Origin of the sequence: Dongia mobilis, from assembly GCF_004363235.1 — a bacterium.
GTDB lineage: Bacteria > Pseudomonadota > Alphaproteobacteria > Dongiales > Dongiaceae > Dongia > Dongia mobilis.
This window is the reverse complement of record NZ_SNYW01000008.1, coordinates 85,982-104,729: the sequence shown is the minus strand read 5'-3', so window position 1 is coordinate 104,729 and position 18,748 is coordinate 85,982. Positions and strand designations below refer to the sequence as shown.

Here is an 18,748-nt window from a genome sequence, read left to right as displayed (position 1 = left end):
CTCAGCCCGCACGATGTGCCACCAGGATGTCCTCATAAAGATCATCCGGTGTCGGCAGGCGCGCGACCCGGGCGAAACCGGCATCGCGCAGGAAACCGGCCAGCTCGTCGAGATCGAACAGATAGGAGTGCCGGGTCTGGGTGAACTCGCGCGCCCCCACGCGCACGATATTGCGCCAGGTCTTGATGCGCCGCTCCCAGTCATAGGTCATGTGCCAATGCGCCTCGGCGGTGATTCCGTCCAGTTCCATCGCCCCCACCTTCATCGGATAGAAGCGGTTGCCCTTGTGGTTGTTCTTCTGCAGGCCGATGAAGAAGCGCCCGCCCGGCGCCGTCACCGCATGGAAGTTGCGCAGGACCTCGGTGACGCGGGCGAAGATGTTGGCGGGACCCTGGCGCATCTCGCCGGTCACCCAGGAATCCATGAAGCCGATGGCGGCATCGACGCAGAGCACGTTGGCGAAGGTTTCCGCAATGCGATCGGGCAATTGCTGCCAGCTGGCCTCGATCAGGCGCGGCTGGCGGGCGCGCAGGCGCGGATAGGCGGCAAGGCGCTGCCGGCAGCGCGCCAATAGATCAGGATCGGCATCGCTGCCGGTGAGGTGGCGGAAGCCGAGGCCGATGAGCTCGAGCAGCGGGAAGCCGGTGCCGCAGGCGGCATCGAGGATGGCGGCGTCGCGATCGCCCAGAGCCGCCGCCAGCAGGCCGGCATGGCGGGCGCGGTAGGCGGGGGTGTGCAGCAGCTGGCCGCTCACCGACCACATCTCGGCCAGCTTGACCTCGCTGTCTTCGGTTGCGTTCATGCTTTCCTCCCTTTGAGCTCGGCTGCGTTGCGGCGGATGATCTCGGGCAGCCGCGCGAGTGCCGCCCGGTCGGTGTTGGGGCTCATGATCTGCGCCCGCAGCCAATAGGCGCCGCGCGCCAGGCAGCCGGTGAGATAGGCCTCCGGCCCGGCGGCGATCTGCCGGCGCAGGCGGCGATTGTGAGCGTCCGCATCGGCACAGCCCGGCGGCAGGTGGCGGAAGCAGACCATGTTGAAGGCGGGATCGGCGAGGAGCTCGAAATCGTCCGCGCCGCGCAGGATCTCGGCGAGATCGCCGGCTGCGGCACAGCAGCGCTCGACCCTGACGCCGAGCCCGTCCAGCCCATAGGCGGCAATGGCGGCATAGAGGCGGAAGGCGGCGAAGAAGCGCGTGCAGGCCAGCGTCCAGCGCAGCGGCTCGTCGCCATCCGATTGCATGAGGGAAGTCTGCGGATCAGGTATCACGTAATCGGCATGCTCCAGCCCGATGCCGAGCGAGGCGGCGAAGGCGCCGCGCCGGCGGCACAGCAGTACCGAGCAGGGGGCGCTGACGAAGAACATCTTGTGCGGGTCGATGACCAGGGAATCCGCCGCCTCGATTCCCGCCACCAGCGGCGCAAGGCGCGGCGCAAGCAGGGCGGCACCGCCATGGGCCGCATCGACATGGAACCAGGCGCCGTGGCGATCGGCGATGGCGCGCTGGGCGCGGAGATCGTCGAAGGCGCCATTGGCGGTGGCACCCGCCGCTGCCACGATCGCCATGATGCGGTGCCCGCCCGACTGTTCACGCGCGGCCGTGGCGGCGAGGGCGGCAACATCCATCGCGAGATCGGCACGCGACGGAATGGCGACGAGGGCTTCCGCCGGCAGGCCCAGCACATGGCGGGCGCGGGCGATGCTGTAATGCGCATGTTCGCCGGCGAGGATGCGGAGATCCCCGTGCGCGGCCCCCGCCGCGATGGCCTGGTCGCGCGCCACCATGAGTGCGGTCAGGTTGGATTCAGCCCCGCCATTGACCAGGGTCGCCACGGCGTCCGCGGGATAGCCGGCCAGTTCTTTCATCCAGGCGAGGACGCGGCCCTCCACCGCGACCGCATAGGGCCCGCCCTCGAACATGGTGACGCTGGGATTGAAGGCGGCGGCGGCCAGGTCGGCATAGAGGCTGGCGAAGCCGGGCGCCGGGCGCTGGTGGCCGAGATGCAGCGGATGGCGATAGTCGCGCAAGGTGGGCAGGAACTCGTCCAGCAGGATGGTGCGCAGTCGTGCGGCCCCGCCGCCGCGACGCGGTGCCGCCCTGGGCAGCAGCGCCTCGATGGCGCCGCGATCGAGCCCCGGCACGGTGGCGGCGGCCGGCGTCGCGATGCGGGCGACGATCGCCGCGGCCGCCTCCTGCAGCAGGCTTGTCATCTCGGCCGGGGCGCATTCCGGGAAGCGGGTGCCGGCCTGGCCGGGGCAGCTCATGATCGAGCCCCCGCATTCATTTCCGGGCCGGGCCGCCAGAGTGGCGCGGCTTCCTGCGGCGTCAGGATCGGCTGGTGATAGGTCGAGCTGGCCGAGCGCACGATGGAGCCGTGCAGACGGCCCTGCGGAATGAGGAGGCAATCGCCGGCGCGGAGGCGGAGCGTGACGCCGCAGAGCGGGAAGAAATCCATCTCACCCGATTCCAGCACGAGGAGCCGGTCATCGGGATGAATATGGGTGGTCGAGCGTTCGTCCAGCGCTTCGTGGAAGGTTTCGGACGGGAAGGAGTTACCTGATCCCTCTGCCTGCGCCGCGCGCCAGCGCGATACATGCGCGGCGACATCCGGCGCATTGGGCGTGAGCCGCCCTGCCCAGAGAAGCTGGTCCGCCATGTCCTGATCGGCGAGGCGCTGCAGCAGGCGCAGTTCCTCGAAACCCCTGAGCACGCCCCGGATGGCGCGCTGGCCATAGGCGGCGATGGCGGGCTCGATCAGGCGGTGGCGCACCATCTCGCTGTGATGGCGGTCGATATGGTGGTGCTCGTCGAAATAGCGCGTGTCGACGGCATTGCCGAAGACGCGTTCCAGCAGCGCGCTCTGGCGCGCGGTGACGTTGACCAGGGTCGATTCGGTGTAGAACAGCGCCCCCAGATAGCGGAAGAAATGCGCCTTGTTGCGCGTGATGTAGTGGAAGTAGTTGGTCAGCATCAGCGCCGAGGGCTGGTAGAATTGCCAGTAGCAATGCGGCCTGGGATCGAGGCCGAGCGAGGCCAGCGTCGCCTCGAACAGGGTCGAATGCTTGGCGCGGTGCACGGCGGCGCCGTATTCGTCGATCAGCACATTGAAGAGGGCCGATTGCAGCGGGCCATAGGCGCCCGGCGCGAGGCGCGCCATGGCCGAGGCCTCGGAGAGAAAGTCGGGCGCCATCTGCACCAGATAATGCTTCGCCGCGGCGGTTGGGTCGGCGGCGGCGAGAATCGCCGCCAGCAGCGGATCGGCCTCGGCCGGTGCGCCGGCCTGGCGCCGCTCCTCGGCCAGGAAGTCGTCGAAATAGGCGCCGAGCGTCGCGTCCTGCCAATTGCCGCTGATCTCGATCTCGTCATCGAGTGCGGCGAAGAGGATGTGTTCGAGACAGGGCCTTGCCCGCTCGCCCCTGGCAATCGCCGCGGGCCCATAGAAGGCATCGAAACCGTCCCAGGCAGTTGCGTCACCGGCGGCTACGGGCAGTACGAGCTGGTCCGCTTCATAGATGTTGAGGAGCAGGCGATGCAGCGCCAATGCCGAATTGCCGGCGAGCTGGCCAAGCGGCAGCGGTTTGCCGAGCGGGATGAAGGGCAGGTCCTTGGCCCGGCTCGGACGGCGGAAGGGATTACCGTCGATCTGCAGCTCATCTGCCTGCGCTTCGTCGTTGAAGGGGAGCCGGGCGAACGATTCGATGGCCGTGCGCGCGATCCGACTGGTGGCTGGATGGGGTGATTGCGTCGCTGCTGTCACGCTCATGGCATTCTCCTGCTGGTGGAACGGTCGCGAAGCAGGTGTTACCATAGCGTGTGGTCAAGTAACCTGCCACAACCTATGCGGGCAAAATGCGATAGTACGCCGAGTGTCGTGATTCAGCCGTAAAATAGGCGGAAGTTGCATCACCGGCAGCGGCGCGGCACACTCGATCGGGTGGTGACACTTGGCCCGGCGCAATGCCGGCGGCAGCAGGAGAGACCCCGCGTGCTACCGATGGAAGCCTTCGACCCCAGCAAGTTTCCGACCGCGATCCGCGAGGAGATCGATGCCCGCTGGTTCGATGTCGATGCCGTGCCGGTGCCGGCCATGATCGTGCCGATCGACTACCCGACCGATTGGCAGATCGAGCGTCATGCGCACCGCAAGGCGCAGCTGATCTACTGCATCTCCGGCGTCATGACGGTGGAGACGGAACACGGGCAATGGGTGGCGCCGCCCAATCGCGGCATCTGGGTGCCGGGCGGCATCGAGCACGAGATTCTGATCAACCAGGCGGCGGCGATGCGCACGGTCTACGTGGCACAGGATGCGCGCGCCAATCTGCCGACCCGGCCCTTCGCGCTCGCCGTCACCCCCTTGCTGCGCGAGCTGGTCCTGGCGGCGCATGTCGCCATCGGGCCGCCCGACCCGGCCCTCTACCGGCCGGGAACACCGATGGCGCATATCACCGAAGTGCTGCTCGACCAGATCGTGGCGCAGCCCACCAGCGATCTGCACCTGCCCTATCCGCGCGACCGGCGCCTGAAGCCGATCTGCCAGGCGCTGACCGGCGATCCCGCCGACCGGCGCTCACTCAAGGAATGGGCCAAGGTGGTGGGTGCCAGCGACCGCACCATCGAACGCCTGTTCATGGCCGAGACCGGCATGACCTTCCATCGCTGGCGCGAGCAGATGCGGGTGCTGAAAAGCCTCACCCTGCTCGCCAACGGCCATGCGGTGAAGAACGTGGCGCTGGAACTGGGCTTTGCCAATCCCAGCACCTTCATCACCATGTTCCGCAAGACCATGGGCGAAACGCCCGGCGCCTATATCAAGGGCGACCGCCACACGGCATGACCCGGCGATTGCCGATCAGGCTGCCTTGCTGGCCACCTTGCCGGTCTCTGCCCTGGCCTGGTTGTCAGGCGGCACTTCCGGCGCCGCAGACACCGGTGAAGCCGGCACCTGCGCGCCAGGTACCTGCGCATTGGGCACCTGTGCATTGGGCGCCTGCACATTGGGCAGCGGCCTTTGCGGCGTATCGCCAATCACGTCGAAATCGAAGCTGGTCATCACAGTCTCTCCTTGGGCGGTGGTTGGACCGCCTTGCGCGACTGTCGATCTCTGCTCGTTCCGGGATGGAGGGTGGAAAAACAAAGGCCGCCAGTTTGCGAAGGCGGCCATCTTTCAGAAAGAAGCGAGGAAGCGCAGGTCCTCAGGCCGCTGGCTTATACCAGCGGTACCAAAATCGGCCCATCAGGGGGGCGGCGGTGGAATGCGACTTGCTCATGTCCGGCAGACTAGCTTCCCCAATGCCTTCACGCAAGTCCCGCAATCGGCTACATCCCGCTGCATGACCGCCGCACCCCTTGCCGACCCCGTCCTCGACACCCTGCTGCTGCCCTTTGCGACAGGCGATCTCGCCTGGCCGGAAAGCGGCAATATCCTCTTCCTGCGGGCGCGCGCCGGGGCGGCGCTCGGCAAGGCGCCGCGGGCGCGCCTGCTATGCCGGCAAAGCTATTTGCCCTTCGCGCAGGGCCTGTCGGCGGCGGGATTGACCCTGGACCATGCCACGCCGCCGGCATCCGGCTCCTTCCCGCTCATCCTCGTCTTGCCGCCGCGCCAGCGCGCGGAAGCGCGCGCGCTCCTCGCCGAGGCGGTCATGGCGGCAGAAGCCGGCGGCATCGTGGTCGCGGCCCTCGCCAATGCCGAGGGAGCGAAGTCGGTCGAGGACGATCTCGCCGCCCTCGCCGGCGGCGTCGAGAGCCGCTCCAAGAACAAGTGCCGCGTGTTCTGGGCGCGGATCGAACCATCGCGCATCGACCGGGCCCGCGTCGCGTCATGGCAGGCAGGCGTCAGCCCGCGCGAGATCGCATCCGCCGAATTTCCCGGCGGCAAATTCTGGTCCCGGCCCGGCCTTTTCGCCTGGGACCGGGTCGATGCCGGCTCCGCCCTGCTCGCCCGACACCTCCCCACCGATCTCGCTGGGCATGGCGCCGATCTTGGCTGCGGCACCGGCTATCTCGGCGCCGTGATCCTCTCGCGCCGCCCCGGCGTCACGGCGCTCGATCTCTATGAGGCCGAACAGGATGCGCTGGAACTTGCGCAACGCAATCTGGTCCCGCTGGCAGGCGGGCGGCGTCTTGCATTCTACTGGCATGACGTGACGCGGGGTCTCTCGCACATCACCGGGCAACAAGAAACTGGGCAACAAACCGATGGCCGGCGGGACTATGATTTCATCGTCAGCAACCCGCCCTTCCATGTTTCGCGCGCGGACCGCGCCGATCTCGGCCAGGCCTTCATCGGCGCGGCGGCAAGGGCGCTGAAGCCCGGCGGGCGTTTTCTGCTGGTCGCCAACCGGCACCTGCCCTATGAGCAGGGCCTCGTGGCGGGCTTTGCCCATTTCCGCGTGCTGGCGGAGGAAGGCGGCTACAAGGTGATCGAGGCGGTGGCGCGATGAAACTGGTGAAGCACCTCGCCAATCTCGGCTATGGCAGCCGCAAGGAGGTGGCGGCCCTGCTGCGCAACGGCCGCATCACCGATGCCGCCGGCAACGAACTCGACGCGGACAGCGAGGTCGCGCATCACGATATCCGCCTCAACGGCGCCCCGCTCGATCCCGATTCGCAAGCCGTCATCATGCTGCACAAGCCGCTGGGCTTCACCTGCTCGACCAGGGATCCGGGTCGCATCATCTACGACCTCCTGCCCATGCGCTGGCGCCTGCGAAAACCCGCAATCTCGCCAGTGGGGCGCCTCGACCGCGACACGACGGGCCTGCTGCTGCTGACTGCCGACGGCGCCTTTCTCCACCGAATCATCTCGCCGAAATCCAACGTGCCCAAGGTCTATGAGGTGACGCTGGCGCGGCCGATGAAGGGCGACGAGGCGGCGCTCTTCGCCAGCGGCACGATGATGCTGGAATCCGAGGAAAAGCCGCTGCTCCCGGCCGAGCTGGTGGTGATCGACCCCATCCATGCCCGCCTCACCTTGCATGAGGGGCGCTATCATCAGGTGCGGCGCATGTTCGCCGCCACCGGCAATCATGTCGAGGCGCTGCACCGCTCGGTGGTGGGCGGGATCGATCTCGGCGATCTGGCGGAAGGAAAATGGCGCGAACTCGACGCGGTAGAAAAGGCGCGCGTCATCCTGCCCCAGGGCGCGCCGGCATGAGAACGGGTGCCGTCCCCGCCGTCATCCTTCATCCGCGCCTGCGCGCGCTCTATCTCTATTGGCGCGGGCTGGTGGTCGAAGGCCGCCTGCCGCGCCGGCGCGACATCGACGCCATCGCCCTCGGGCCGCTGCTCCCCCATATCAACCTCCTCGACGTGGGGGCAACGCCGGATGAACTGCGCTATCGCCTCGCCGGCGGCGCCATCTGCCAGGCCTTCGGCTTCGAGCCCAGGGGGTTGACCAGGGCCGAGATCCGCCAGCGCCATGTGGCGCCCGCTGCCCATGCCGATTTCGACGAAACCTCGCGCCAGACCCATGACGTGGCGGCCCGGCGCATCGTCGCCTACACCCATGACCGCATGACCTCCTATGACCGCCAGTTCATCGCCTATGCGAGGCTGATGCTGCCGCTTTCGGAGGATGGAATCCATGCCACCGGCGTGCTGGGTTGCATCCTCACCAGCGCCGACCGCGATCCCTTCTGGAATGACTTCGTGGAGCTGCACCACGAACTGCCGCTTGCCGAACTGGGCATCCCGGATCCGGGTGCGGCGTGAGGGAAACGGATGGCGGCGGCGGCCCTAGGGCGTGCTGCCGGCCTCCGGCAGCGGCGTCGTTTCCTGCAGCAGCCAGGCGGGGATGTCGCCGGAATTGAGCGGGCTGTGAAACCAGGGGTTCTGCTGTGCCGCGAGTTCGCGCCCGGAATCGAAGGCGGCGCGCATCTGCTGGGGATCGAAGGCCAGCACGTCATTGCCGATATCGACGCCGTCCGGAATACCGACCATGTTGAAATCATAGCCGAGCAGTTTGGTGCCGACATAGGAGCGCGTCAGCGCCGTCTGCATGGATTGTTCCATCATCACGCTGATGGTGGTGGCGGCAATCTTGCCCAATGCGCGGATCAGCGCCTCCGGCGGCTGGGTGACCTTGCCGTTGTCGATCAGGTAGAGGTTGCCCGGCCCATGCAGCGGCGGGTTCGGCTTCTGCGTGCCGCCCATGCCCGGGATCACCAGGTTGGAGCGGGCGGCACCGTCGACGAAGAGATGCCCGTCGATCTCGACCGGCGGGAAGACGATGGGGAACGAGGCCGAGGCCAGCAGCACGTCGCGATAGAGGTCAAGCTTGCCGGCCTTGGCGATCAGGGTCATGTTCCAGACCCAGGTCTGGCCGTAATCGATATTGGTGGTGCCGACGAAGAGCATGCGGTCGTCGTCATAGGCCGCAGCCACGCGCGCCAGCGTCTCCTGCGTGATGTATTTCTGCAGCAAGGCCCGCAGGGGTGCGGTGTCCCGGAGCGAATCGGCCGAGAGCAGGGCGAGGAGGCCGCGATCCTCGTAGATGTCTTCGGCCGAGATGCCGGTATACATCTCCTCGAGCAGCGCGTCGTCTTCCGGTGTCCCCAGAAAGGCATGGGTGGCAAGCAGCGCCCCGGTGCTGACGCCGCCAACGAGATCGAATTGCGGCCTGGTGCCGGCCTCGCGCCAGCCGTTCAGGAAGCCAGCCCCGAAGGCGCCGTTCTGGCCCCCGCCGGAGAGCGAGAGGAGGTTGAGCGCATGGCCGCGCTTTTGCTCGAGATGGCGGATCAGGTTGTTGCCCGGCACCGCCGCCACATCGGCATAGAGATGCGAGATTCGTGTCGGGTCCAGCGGCTCGAACCCGTTCGGAAGCGTGGCATAGGCCGGGGCCTGCAGCGACAGCGTGCGCTCCGGCGGCGAGGCGCAGGCGGCGAGCAGCGACAGGGCGAGGAGAACGGGAAAGATGGCTGCCCGTTCCAGTGCCTTTCGCGTCCGTCCCATGCGTATCCCCCCTCATTGCGGCTGGAACGGAAGCTTGTCCCAATTCCGGAACGCCCGCAAGCAAGCGCGCGACGGGCGACAATTTTCCCACACCCTGCCCTGATCGGGGTGAAACCGGCCGGCCCTAATGCCCCCTGCCGGCTTGCCAGGCCGCGCGCGTCAATTCGTACCAGACGTCGCCCTGCTCGCTCCCCGGAATGGGATCGCCCGAGGTGAAGGGCACCGTGCGGGTGTGCGTCATGCCAATCTTTTCCATGACGCGGCGCGACCCCTGGTTCACCACCATGGTGGTGGAAACGATCCTCCCGTAGCCGGCCGCGGTGAAGCCCCAGGCGATGAGGGCGGCAGCACCCTCGCTGGCAAGGCCCCGGCCCCAGAAGGCCCGCGCGAGGCGATAGCCAAGTTCGGCCAGCCCGTCATCCTCCGGCCAGAGGCAGAACCAGCCGACAAAGGCTTCGCCGGCAGCAAGGCGCGCCGTCCACACATGCGGCTCGGTCCCGCGCGGCATCAGGAAGGGCGCATCTGGATCGGCTTCTTCCTGGTCGACGGGATGTCCGCCATTGAGATAGCGCATCACTTCGGGATCGCGCTCCAGTGCCCTGAAATCGGCGGCATCCGCCGGCATGGAGGGACGAAGCGTCAGGCGCGTTGTCTGCAGCAGGGCCAAGGCGGCAAACCTCATCATCGCTCGGTTGGAGCCATGTCTTGTAGATGGCCGCCCCTGCTGGCTCAAGCGCTGGGGCGGATGGAGGCATAGCCGGAGAAGAGGTTGCCGGCGCGCCCGGTTGCCAAAGCGGGCTTGCTTTGCCATGCTGCGCGCCATGATTGTTTTCTCCTAACCTCAACAACCCCAGGTCGGATCAAACAAATCCATGGTCGCGCGCATCCGCACGGTGGCATTCGAGGGCGTCGATGTCCGTCCCGTGGATGTGCAGGTGCAGGTCTCGGGCGGGATGCCGGCCTTTACCCTGTTGCGGCTGTAGAGACCTCGTGATATCTACCGCGCCCCCACGAGGAACCCCATGCCGAAGGCTTACTCTTATCTTCGATTCTCGACCCCGGAGCAAATGCAGGGGGATTCATTCCGCCGACAATCGGAAAATGCGGCTCGCTACGCCAGAGAGCACGGTCTTGACCTTGACGTGACACTGACGTTCCAGGACCTCGGGGTTTCAGCCTACCGGGGCCGGAACGCGAATCGTGGGGCGCTGAGAGCCTTTCTCGATCTTGTCGAAGAAGGGCGGATTGAAGCTGGCAGCTATTTGATAGTGGAATCGCTGGACCGCGTGAGCCGTCAACAGGTGATGTCTGCACTCGGTCTGTTCACGATGATCATAGAGAGCGGCGTGGTGATCGTTACCCTGACAGACAAGCAAGTCTATTCAAAGGAATCCATTGCCGCCAATCCCTATCAGCTTTTCATCTCGCTGGGGATCATGATCCGCGCCAACGAAGAAAGCGTGTCGAAGGGGGTGCGGGTAAAGGAATCTTGGAAGGGACGCCGCGCCAAGGCAGCCGAAAGGGTCCTCACGGCAATGGGTCCAAGCTGGTTAATCCTCGACCGTGAAAAGCGCCAATGGACAGTTATCGAGGCTCGGGCTGAGGTGGTGAAGCGCATTTACGAGATGCGAGCAGCGGGGGCCGGTTATCTCACGATCACAGAGACTTTGAATCGAGAGAACGTGCCAGTCTTCGAGACTGCGGATCGGAAAGCCGACCGCTGGTACGAAAGCTACGTGAAGAAGATTTTGGTTAACCCTGCGGTGATCGGAACATACGTGCCGCACGAGCTTGAATACGACAACAACAAGAAGGTTCGGAAGCCTCTCGACCCCGTCGAAAACTACTATCCCGCCGTGGTGGACGTTGAGACGTATCGAACTGTTCAGGCTATCGCCAACACCAAGTCTCCTAAGCGCGGTCGCCATGCGGCCCACGAGGTCCAAAGCATCCTGGCTGGTCTCGCGCGGTGTCCGTTGTGTGGTGGCACCATGACCCGCAAGTCTCACGGAAAGAAGCATGGGAAGTACGGGAATCCCTATCTGGTCTGCAACCGTGCCAAGACCGGCGCTGGCTGCGTCTATCGTAGTGTTGTCCTCAGTGAAGTCGAAAGGTGCCTCGTAGATCGAGCGAGACAACTGCGGGAGACGATGCCCGCGCCCGCACAGCGGGAAGGCGAGATCGACGATGAATTGGATTCGTTGGAGATGGCTATAGCGGGGGCGGAAGAGAACATTGATGTCTTGCTCGACCAGCTAACCCACACCTCTTCACCGTCCATCCGAGAACGCATCCGGTCGCTAGAAAGCGCAATCGGCTTGAACAAGGCCCGTCGAGACACGCTCCTTACCGCTCGCGCCCAGGCCAGCGCCCCAACCCTGATCAAGCGGGTGGACAACCTCGTGTCCCTTCTAGTCTCCGCCTCGCTCGACATACCCGCCACCAATCACCAGCTACGACAGCTTGTGGAGGGGGTGGAGGTCGATTGGCGGTGGGGTAAGGTGGTGCTCCATTGGCACCATGGGGGCACCTCAGAACTACAATACGGCTGGCCCGACGAGGAATACCTGAAAGCCCCAGCCGCCGCTCAGTGACAGGCAGGATGCCTCAAAACCCGAGGCAGGACCGTCTCTGGACATTTAAATCCACCTAACGGAAGGACCCCCTGCGATACCTGAGGGTAGGGTGCGCTTTCAAATCCACCTATCGCTAGGCCCCGTGCGATACCTAGGGGCAGCCACGGCTTTTTCTGGGGAGACGTACTCCTCACCCCCCGTTTTACCGTCATACACTAGGAGGCTTAACTGCACTCAGTGCGACCGCACGTCCTTAATGTGCGGATGTCCAATCCCGAGATGGCCGTCTTTAAGACCATCACCAGCGCCCTCTCCCAGCGCGACAGCATTCGTTATCCCGACAGGTCATCCGCTATCCGATATGCCCTAGACCTTGTGGGTGGGCTGGTGGGTCGTAACCTTCTCGACCACGTCGAGTCCCTCTTGTCCCCCAATGGCACCAAGGGGAAACAATGAGGTCTTGGGACCTATACGATCTCACAGGGGCCGAAGGGTTGAAGCCCATCACCTACCCAACGCCCAAACATGCCACCCGCCGCACTCAGAACCGAGAAGTCATCATGGCTCCGACGGTCGAGGACGTGGCCATGTTCCATAAGCTCCAAGAAACACTGCGCCCCCTGACCACGGACGGCAGCCGCCCCTCCCGGCCCGGCGTGATCCGAGCGGTTATGCGGGCCGCCATCATGATCGACGATTTTGACCCAGGGCTGTTGGTGGACATGTTGGAAGGGGTGAGACTTCCCAAGTCGAGAGAGACCCCCCTGCCGGACCCGAAGGACACTGCGGTCATCCTGGCTGATGAATTGATGAATGAGTTCGTCAGTCGCAAATAGAGAGCGTCCCGCCAACCCCTCCTCCACCATTACCCCCAGTTCTGACCTGGGGGTAATCTCGCTGGGCTTCAGGCGGCGTTAGTGCTGGGGGCCTTGGAAGGGTTGCTCGATACCAACCCGTGGCCCCTAGACTAACCAACGCCACAACGGCCCCTCAGGACTCCTCTGGCGGCCTCTGGGCGCTTCCGCACCACCCCTACCCGAAACAACGCACCCCCTGCCCAGCGACTCCCGCACGGGCAGCGAGGACTCATTCCTGACAGGACCCTCTATGACCCATCCAAATCGAACCTTCCGACCCCGTTCCCCTGCCCCCTACCGCCTCTTCAGCAGCCCCAATGGGCGGAAGGTGGCAATCGTAGAGGTCGAAGGTGGATCGTTCCAGATTTACGCCGCTGACCTCGCGGCCCTCCGCGACCAATTCGGCATCGTCCGCCCATGCTTGAACAGCGATGGGCAGGGGCACCTCTATGTGGTCGGGTGGGTTGATGGCCGGAAAGTTCCCATCGCCCGCCTTCTCACCCAAGCCAAGAGGGGCCAGCGCGTCACGTACCACGACGGCAACGGCCTCAATCTTCGACGGGACAACCTAACGGTCGGACGGGGATATTCCAGACGCCCAGCCGTAACGGCATCGGAAGAGAAATCGGCAGCTTAGAGGGCGACAGCAAAGCCCACATTGTGGAAGCAGCGGCGGCGAAGCAGGTAAAATGGGCGCTGATCGTAAATCGGTGGTCTAAGGTGCGCTACCGCTCGCTTCTTCTTCCTCTTCCTCGGGTGCGGTTTCTAGCATGGGGCCTGTTGGGCTGTGAGGCCCAATGTCCTTCATTGGTACGCCCGCGAGATAACCATTGATGATTCGCCAGCGATTCTCAGTGTTCCCCTTGCCGACGATATCCTTGAGGCTTGCGAAAGCGCACTCGCGAACGTCTACTTCCGGCGTGTGAGCATCCTGTTCAAGCCCGACCAACATGATTGGCAGTGTGATCGACAGATTTGCCGCTGGTAGTTCACGAGAAGCTCGCTCGAACTGCGCCACGTTGGAGTCTGTTACCTTAGCCATTTCGGCCATTGGCACGACAAGCAACCCAAGCTGAATAAGCGAGTTGGAATATGCCGCCTGTAGCTTGAAGATATCGGAGTACCACCGTGCCATGTTGCCGAACTGAATTTCAGCCTGAATGGTGAGGTTCCCGAATTGCTTCTGGAAGTCCGCTGCCAAGTTGGAGTTTTTAATTGCGGTAGCGAGCGGATGATACTTCCACCCAAGATCAACAGCGAAGCGCCTGTCGAAATAGGTGTTCATTAGCTGCTGAACGATTTTGAGCTTTTTGCTCTTGGTGCTTTTCCCCGGATAGATAAAGACCGGCGCCTCCTGAAGAACCGACTTGATCTCGTTCCAGGCGCCCACATTGTTTGGGTGTTCGAGGATTTCCTGCGCGTATCGATAGCTGTAGACCGACAACTTCATTCTGCGGCCATCGCCGCCATCGACACGACATTGTCTTCTCGATCCATGTCAGGTTGTCCGCCACGAGGCTTTGCCGGATCGTAAACCGGACGAGTCATGGGGCGCGTCTTCAGTGTCTTGTTCCTAAGCTGCTTCAATCGGTCTTTCGCGATCTCAACGTACTCTTTAACGACGTCACAACCATACCCCGCCCGCCCGTGCATCTCGGCGGCAACCGCTGACGAACCCACGCCCATATAAGGATCGAGCACTGCGTCACCCGGTTCCGTAAGTGATAGGACGAGACGTTCGACTAATTCGACCGGGAACTGGCAGGGGTGAATGGTCTTTTCAACATGGTTGTTTTTAACGTTCGGAAAAATCCATACGTCACCAGGGTTCTTGCCGAGAGGATTACAGGACAGTTGGCCCGCCTTCGGGCCTTTATAGTACTTCTTCCCAGGATACTTGGGCGGCACTCTAATAGCATCGAGGTTGAATACGTAGTCATCTGACTTCGTGAACCACATAATGGTTTCGTAGCGACCCGAGAGGCGTTTCGAGCAATGCAGTCCGTGCTCAAAGTGCCAGACAATTCGGTTTCGGAGCTTCAAATTGTATTTGCGGAAGATGGGATAAAGAACGACATCCAACGGGAAAATTTCGCCCCCTTGAACGTGATTCCCAATCTGCCAGCACAGAGAACCCTGCTTGTCGAGCAATCGGACGCATTCGCCTATGACCTTATCCTGGCCCGCAATGTAGTCGTCCAACGTGATTCGGGTTTCATATGACTTCCCGATATTGTACGGCGGTGACGTAACAATCAGCCGCATTGACTCATCCGCCAACGAACGCATGAACGAGAGGTTGTCGCGACAGGCAATCCGGGAATCGTTCCGTCGTTGCGCGCCGTTGGTATGCATGATTGCTCCTCTATAGGCAGTAGTCTGTCCGACCGCCGCGATTCACCAGGGACTCCTTCCCCCTCCGGTACTATGTCCGGCAGTGGAACGGTGTGTGGAATAGCCTCTCCCCGACGCGCACGCGACTCGGAGAATAGGGTGCGCTCTACGCCCAAGAAGTCAAGAGTCCGAGCGATTGGTCGGTTGCGACTAAATGCTTGGACTGACAAGATTTCCAGGTTCATCGTAAGGAATTATCTCGTGCTCGTGCGGTTTCCCCGAGATACCAACGCTTTCGCCAAGGTGGCAGAGTGTAATTGGCTAACGACTTTTCGAATCCTCGCCAAAGCTGACGGCTGGCAGCTACCTATCGCGCAGATGGAGAAACAGCCCGACCAGCAACATGACGACTGTAAGGATCGCCCCGAATGCACCCATGCGAAGGTCGTCATCACACGCTTTTCCCCAACAAGAAGCAAAAGCCCGAGACGAAGTAACGGTAAGCATTAGAGTTGCCCAGAAGCCGATGAATCCCCGCTTTAAAATGGGACTGTGATTCGCGAGCATGTATTTCCCTCCGTGCGCATATGGATTCCCCCGCCCCCCCTCGCTAGCGGGAAGTTGCCTTGGCCGATGCAGAGGGGGGTGATTTCATTTGTCTAAGGCGTCGTCATTCGACCCCGACCACTCTCGGTGACTGTGACCTTCTCCTTTAGACTCGTTCTACCCTGTCATTTTGGGTCTCCAGGGCTTGACATGGACCCTCGTCGGTCTCCCGGACAAGGCGGTGGGGGAGAGTCGCGAGCGGGTGCGCGCCGCCCTGACGGCGATCGGCCTGGCGCTGCCGCCCAAACGCATCACGGTGAATCTCGCCCCGGCCGATCTTCTGAAAGAGGGCTCTCATTTCGATTTGCCCATCGCCCTCGGCCTGCTCGCCGCCATGGGGGTGATCGAGGCGAAGGCGCTGGAGCCCTATGTGGTGCTGGGCGAGCTTGGCCTCGACGGCTCGGTCGCCAGTGTGGCCGGCGTGCTGCCGGCGGCGCTTCATGCCGCGGCGGCGGATCTCGGCCTCATCTGCCCCCGGGCGCAGGGTGGCGAGGCGGCCTGGGCGGGCGAGATCGAGGTGCTGGCACCCGCCAATCTCCTCGCCCTCATCCATCACCTCAAGGGCGAGCAGCTGCTGAGCCCGCCGGAGCCGAGAATCGCCGCGGATGAGGGCCAGGCGCTCGACCTTAGGGACATCAAGGGCCAGGAGAGCGCCAAGCGCGCGCTCGAGATCGCGGCGGCGGGCGGGCACAATCTCTTGATGGTGGGTCCGCCGGGCTCGGGGAAATCCATGCTGGCGCAGCGCCTCCCCGGACTGCTGCCGCCGCTCTCGCCGGCCGAGGCGCTGGAAGTCACCATGATCCATTCCCTCGCCGGCAATCTTTCCGAGGGCAAGCTGCTGAGGCGCCGGCCCTTTCGCGACCCGCATCATTCGGCCTCGCTCCCGGCGCTGGTGGGTGGTGGTTTGCGGGCGCGGCCGGGGGAGATCAGCCTCGCCCATCTCGGAATCCTCTTCCTCGACGAGCTGCCGGAATTCCAGCGCAGCACCCTGGAGGCGTTGCGCCAGCCGATGGAGACGGGCCGCGTCTCCATCGCCCGCGCCAATGCGCATGTCACGTATCCGGCCCGCGTGCAGGTGGTGGCGGCGATGAACCCCTGCCGCTGCGGGCATCTCGGCGATCCCGCGCTGGGCTGCGGCAAGGCGCCGAAATGTGCCGCCGATTACCAGGCGCGCATCTCGGGGCCGATCTTCGACCGCATCGATCTCCATGTCGACGTGCCGGCGGTCTCGGCCGCCGACCTCACTTTGCCGCCGCCGGCGGAAGGGAGCGCGCAGGTGGCGGCGCGCATCGCCGCCGCCCGCGCCTGCCAGGCGGCGCGCTATGCCGAGCTCAACATCCGCACCAATGCCGAAGCCGATGGCGACCTCCTCGAAAACCTCGCCGCCCCCGATGCCGAAGGCCGCCGGCTGCTGACGCAGGCCATCGAGAAATTCCGCCTCTCCGCCCGCGGCTATCACCGCGTCCTGCGCGTCGCCCGCACGCTGGCCGATCTCGCGGGCAGCGAGGACGTCCGCGCGCTGCACATCGCCGAAGCACTCGGCTACCGCCGCGTGGCGCCGGCAAGGGCGGCTTAGTTCTACGCATGCTGAACGTTCAGCAGGAGTTTGACACAGGAGACGTTAAGTGAAACTGGTCCGTGCCTTTTTTATTTTCTGGAGTTTGCTCTTCTTTACAACGGTTTCTTTTTTGGTAACCGCTAAAGCACAGGTTGCCGATGAATCTAACATGAGCTCAACGGAGGGGCTGTCAGTCGATAAGCAAAATACCTCATCAATTGAGAATGACGCTCTGATACAACAGTGGTTCGCAATCTTAGGTCAGTCAAATGATCGAATGATTGCTACAGTCTATTGGGCATTGGGGGTTGTAGCTGGCACGATGGTGGCGTTGGTCGGCTATAGTTGGTTTACAAATTACCGGGTGTATGAGCGAGATAAACAAGCTTTGAGTTCAGTTCTGCTGGCTGAAGTTCAGAGCAAAGCTGCGGAAATTCGCGGCGACTTGCAGAAGCTTCATGAAATACATATGGCCGCGATTGACTCTGCTATTACAAATTCAGTTGAAGGAAAGATCGCTTCGGTCTCTAAGGAGTTACAGGAAATTCAAAAGCGAGTTGCTTCACTTAGAGATCGCAATTCGAAGTTGGAAAAGGAGATGCTACTTAAGATCACTGAGTTTGAGGTGTTCCTGTGGGAACAAAGAGATGTTCCCGCTAATGTACTCACAACTTCGATGGAAGTTGTCAGTCATGCGTTAGAAATTGGGTATATCTGGAACGCCGAGAGGGCTCTGAAGAAGATTGAGGAGCTACAGACGAAGAATCAAATTGAGCCTTCGGATTTCGATTCTGAAATGATTGCAATCCTTGACAAGCTGCCGAGAGAACTGAGTCCATATAAGGAGAGAATTACGGGGCGATTGCGGCAAGTGTGAGCTGCAAAATTTCGTGAAGCAGCTGTGGTTCGAATCAGGCAAATGCCTACTCCGCAAGGTGCTGCGGCTGACGGACAGCGGATGTCTCACCGTCCGCCGTTGCCAAGATCAGCGAAGATCAAGCCTAAGCACCCAGCTTAGCGTTGAAAGCATTGCGAAGTACTCGCGCCTGCGCCTCGAAATTGAGCTCCGTGTCGAGAAGAACGCCGGGATTGCCGCTGCGCGTGGCGAGGTCGTGGGTCACCTCGCGCACCAGTTCCTGGATGACATGGCGAACATCCTGCACCTGCGCGGCCGGAATCCTTTTGCCGGAGTTTTTCTGGACCAGATGCGGCGCGGCCGGGTTGTTGCGCGTACAGGTCTTTCGCATTTCCATGATTGATCCCCATTGATGCCGGCTATGCGCCAGCGGCACCGCCTGCATGTGCAGATCGGGAAATCAATGGTGGGTTTTGCGCGACAACCATCGCCAATTCGACCAGTGGCGGCCAAGTCGCGCAAATAGGATTCCGGGCGACCCCTCCCTCAATACCCCATGCCCTTGGCGAGTCCGTCGTAATGGTCGCGCAAATCCTCGAGCCCCTGCAGGGCGCGCAGGAGGTCGATGAGGGCCCAGAGTTCGCGCTCGGCATCGGTGAGTTCGGTCGCCGCGGCATCGCCGAGATCTTCCAGATCGTCGACCAAGCGCCCCAATGCGCGCACGGCGGCGCGCAGGCGCGACTTGGTGGTCTTCGCCTTCTGCCATTCGTCGTCGAAGCGCCTGCGGTCGTTGGGCTTGCCCTTGAGGTTGGCGCGGATCTTCTGGCGCAGCGCGCGGATGGCGCTTTCGAAGGCCTTGATCGTGGCCTCCATGGCATTGGCGAGATTGCGGAAGACGGGACCCAGGACAGCGCTGGACATGGCTGGTCTCCATTGGTGACGGGTGGCGGACGCGCCTGCCGCACGGGGCGGGCAAACGCGAAACGCGCCGGCGGGTCGGGGGGACACCGC

18 protein-coding genes are annotated in these 18,748 nt (G+C 63.2%); 8 read left to right on the top strand and 10 right to left on the bottom strand.

Going from position 1 to position 18,748, the window contains the following annotated elements:
- Nucleotide 1 precedes the first annotated feature (1 nt).
- The 3 genes from A8950_RS09130 to A8950_RS09120 are packed head-to-tail and all read right to left on the bottom strand — an operon-like array spanning nt 2 to nt 3,761.
- Entirely contained in the window at nt 2–802 is an 801-nt protein-coding gene (locus A8950_RS09130) for a class I SAM-dependent methyltransferase (RefSeq protein ID WP_133613351.1), read from the bottom strand.
- Complete coding sequence (locus tag A8950_RS09125) at nt 799–2,262, bottom strand: pyridoxal phosphate-dependent decarboxylase family protein (RefSeq protein ID WP_133613350.1); 1,464 nt, start codon at nt 2,260–2,262, stop codon at nt 799–801. The genes A8950_RS09130 and A8950_RS09125 overlap by 4 nt, the downstream gene beginning before the upstream one ends.
- Nucleotides 2,259–3,761, bottom strand: coding sequence for an iron-containing redox enzyme family protein (locus tag A8950_RS09120; protein WP_166645090.1), 1,503 nt, complete (start codon nt 3,759–3,761; stop codon nt 2,259–2,261). The genes A8950_RS09125 and A8950_RS09120 overlap by 4 nt, the downstream gene beginning before the upstream one ends.
- Nucleotides 3,762–3,992: 231 nt before the next feature.
- Here A8950_RS09120 and A8950_RS09115 point away from each other — a divergent pair, with 231 nt between their 5' ends.
- Complete coding sequence (locus A8950_RS09115; RefSeq protein ID WP_243735612.1) at nt 3,993–4,835, top strand: AraC family transcriptional regulator; 843 nt, start codon at nt 3,993–3,995, stop codon at nt 4,833–4,835.
- A gap of 15 nt (nt 4,836–4,850) precedes the next feature.
- On the opposite strand, the gene A8950_RS09110 is transcribed toward A8950_RS09115, so the two are convergent.
- The gene (locus A8950_RS09110; protein WP_133613347.1) at nt 4,851–5,051 is read right to left on the bottom strand and encodes a hypothetical protein; all 201 of its coding nucleotides are present in this window, start codon (nt 5,049–5,051) and stop codon (nt 4,851–4,853) included.
- A 280-nt stretch (nt 5,052–5,331) separates the two neighbouring features.
- Between A8950_RS09110 and A8950_RS09105 the strand changes: the two genes are divergently transcribed.
- Genes A8950_RS09105 through A8950_RS09095 form a run of 3 tightly spaced genes read left to right on the top strand, consistent with a single transcriptional unit; the run spans nt 5,332 to nt 7,711 of the window.
- Complete coding sequence (locus A8950_RS09105) at nt 5,332–6,441, top strand: class I SAM-dependent methyltransferase (protein ID WP_133613346.1); 1,110 nt, start codon at nt 5,332–5,334, stop codon at nt 6,439–6,441.
- On the top strand, nt 6,438–7,154 hold the full coding sequence (locus A8950_RS09100; protein WP_133613345.1) for a pseudouridine synthase: 717 nt from the start codon (nt 6,438–6,440) through the stop codon (nt 7,152–7,154). Before A8950_RS09105 ends, A8950_RS09100 begins: the two co-directional genes overlap by 4 nt.
- Nucleotides 7,151–7,711 carry a PAS domain-containing protein gene (locus A8950_RS09095; RefSeq protein WP_166645089.1) on the top strand — a complete coding sequence of 187 codons (561 nt, stop codon included), beginning with the start codon at nt 7,151–7,153 and terminating at the stop codon, nt 7,709–7,711. Before A8950_RS09100 ends, A8950_RS09095 begins: the two co-directional genes overlap by 4 nt.
- 24 nt (nt 7,712–7,735) lie before the next feature.
- Here the strand turns inward: A8950_RS09095 and A8950_RS09090 are convergent, their stop codons facing one another.
- Together A8950_RS09090 and A8950_RS09085 are read right to left on the bottom strand one after the other, a co-directional pair.
- Nucleotides 7,736–8,950 carry a patatin-like phospholipase family protein gene (locus A8950_RS09090; RefSeq protein ID WP_133613343.1) on the bottom strand — a complete coding sequence of 405 codons (1,215 nt, stop codon included), beginning with the start codon at nt 8,948–8,950 and terminating at the stop codon, nt 7,736–7,738.
- A gap of 124 nt (nt 8,951–9,074) precedes the next feature.
- Nucleotides 9,075–9,635, bottom strand: a complete 561-nt coding sequence (locus A8950_RS09085) for a GNAT family N-acetyltransferase (RefSeq protein ID WP_243735589.1) — start codon at nt 9,633–9,635, stop codon at nt 9,075–9,077.
- 337 nt (nt 9,636–9,972) lie between these two features.
- Between A8950_RS09085 and A8950_RS09080 the strand changes: the two genes are divergently transcribed.
- Both A8950_RS09080 and A8950_RS09075 read left to right on the top strand, forming a co-directional pair.
- Nucleotides 9,973–11,544: a recombinase family protein gene (locus tag A8950_RS09080; protein ID WP_133613342.1), complete on the top strand. Its 1,572-nt coding sequence runs from the start codon at nt 9,973–9,975 to the stop codon at nt 11,542–11,544.
- Nucleotides 11,545–12,020: 476 nt separating this feature from the next.
- Nucleotides 12,021–12,362, top strand: coding sequence for a hypothetical protein (locus A8950_RS09075; RefSeq protein WP_133613341.1), 342 nt, complete (start codon nt 12,021–12,023; stop codon nt 12,360–12,362).
- 736 nt (nt 12,363–13,098) lie between these two features.
- On the opposite strand, the gene A8950_RS09070 is transcribed toward A8950_RS09075, so the two are convergent.
- Nucleotides 13,099–13,833 carry a BglII/BstYI family type II restriction endonuclease gene (locus A8950_RS09070; protein ID WP_133613340.1) on the bottom strand — a complete coding sequence of 245 codons (735 nt, stop codon included), beginning with the start codon at nt 13,831–13,833 and terminating at the stop codon, nt 13,099–13,101.
- Complete coding sequence (locus A8950_RS09065) at nt 13,830–14,738, bottom strand: DNA-methyltransferase (RefSeq protein ID WP_133613339.1); 909 nt, start codon at nt 14,736–14,738, stop codon at nt 13,830–13,832. The genes A8950_RS09070 and A8950_RS09065 overlap by 4 nt, the downstream gene beginning before the upstream one ends.
- Before the next feature lie 730 nt (nt 14,739–15,468).
- Between A8950_RS09065 and A8950_RS09060 the strand changes: the two genes are divergently transcribed.
- Nucleotides 15,469–16,899 carry a YifB family Mg chelatase-like AAA ATPase gene (locus A8950_RS09060; RefSeq protein WP_243735588.1) on the top strand — a complete coding sequence of 477 codons (1,431 nt, stop codon included), beginning with the start codon at nt 15,469–15,471 and terminating at the stop codon, nt 16,897–16,899.
- Nucleotides 16,900–16,948: 49 nt separating this feature from the next.
- The gene (locus A8950_RS09055; protein WP_133613337.1) at nt 16,949–17,758 is read left to right on the top strand and encodes a hypothetical protein; all 810 of its coding nucleotides are present in this window, start codon (nt 16,949–16,951) and stop codon (nt 17,756–17,758) included.
- 124 nt (nt 17,759–17,882) lie between these two features.
- Here A8950_RS09055 and A8950_RS09050 read toward each other — a convergent pair whose 3' ends face one another.
- Together A8950_RS09050 and A8950_RS09045 are read right to left on the bottom strand one after the other, a co-directional pair.
- Nucleotides 17,883–18,182: a hypothetical protein gene (locus A8950_RS09050; RefSeq protein ID WP_133613336.1), complete on the bottom strand. Its 300-nt coding sequence runs from the start codon at nt 18,180–18,182 to the stop codon at nt 17,883–17,885.
- A 101-nt stretch (nt 18,183–18,283) separates the two neighbouring features.
- A complete protein-coding gene (locus A8950_RS09045; RefSeq protein WP_133613335.1) occupies nt 18,284–18,658 on the bottom strand; it encodes a hypothetical protein in 375 nt (124 codons plus the stop codon).
- Nucleotides 18,659–18,748 lie beyond the last annotated feature (90 nt).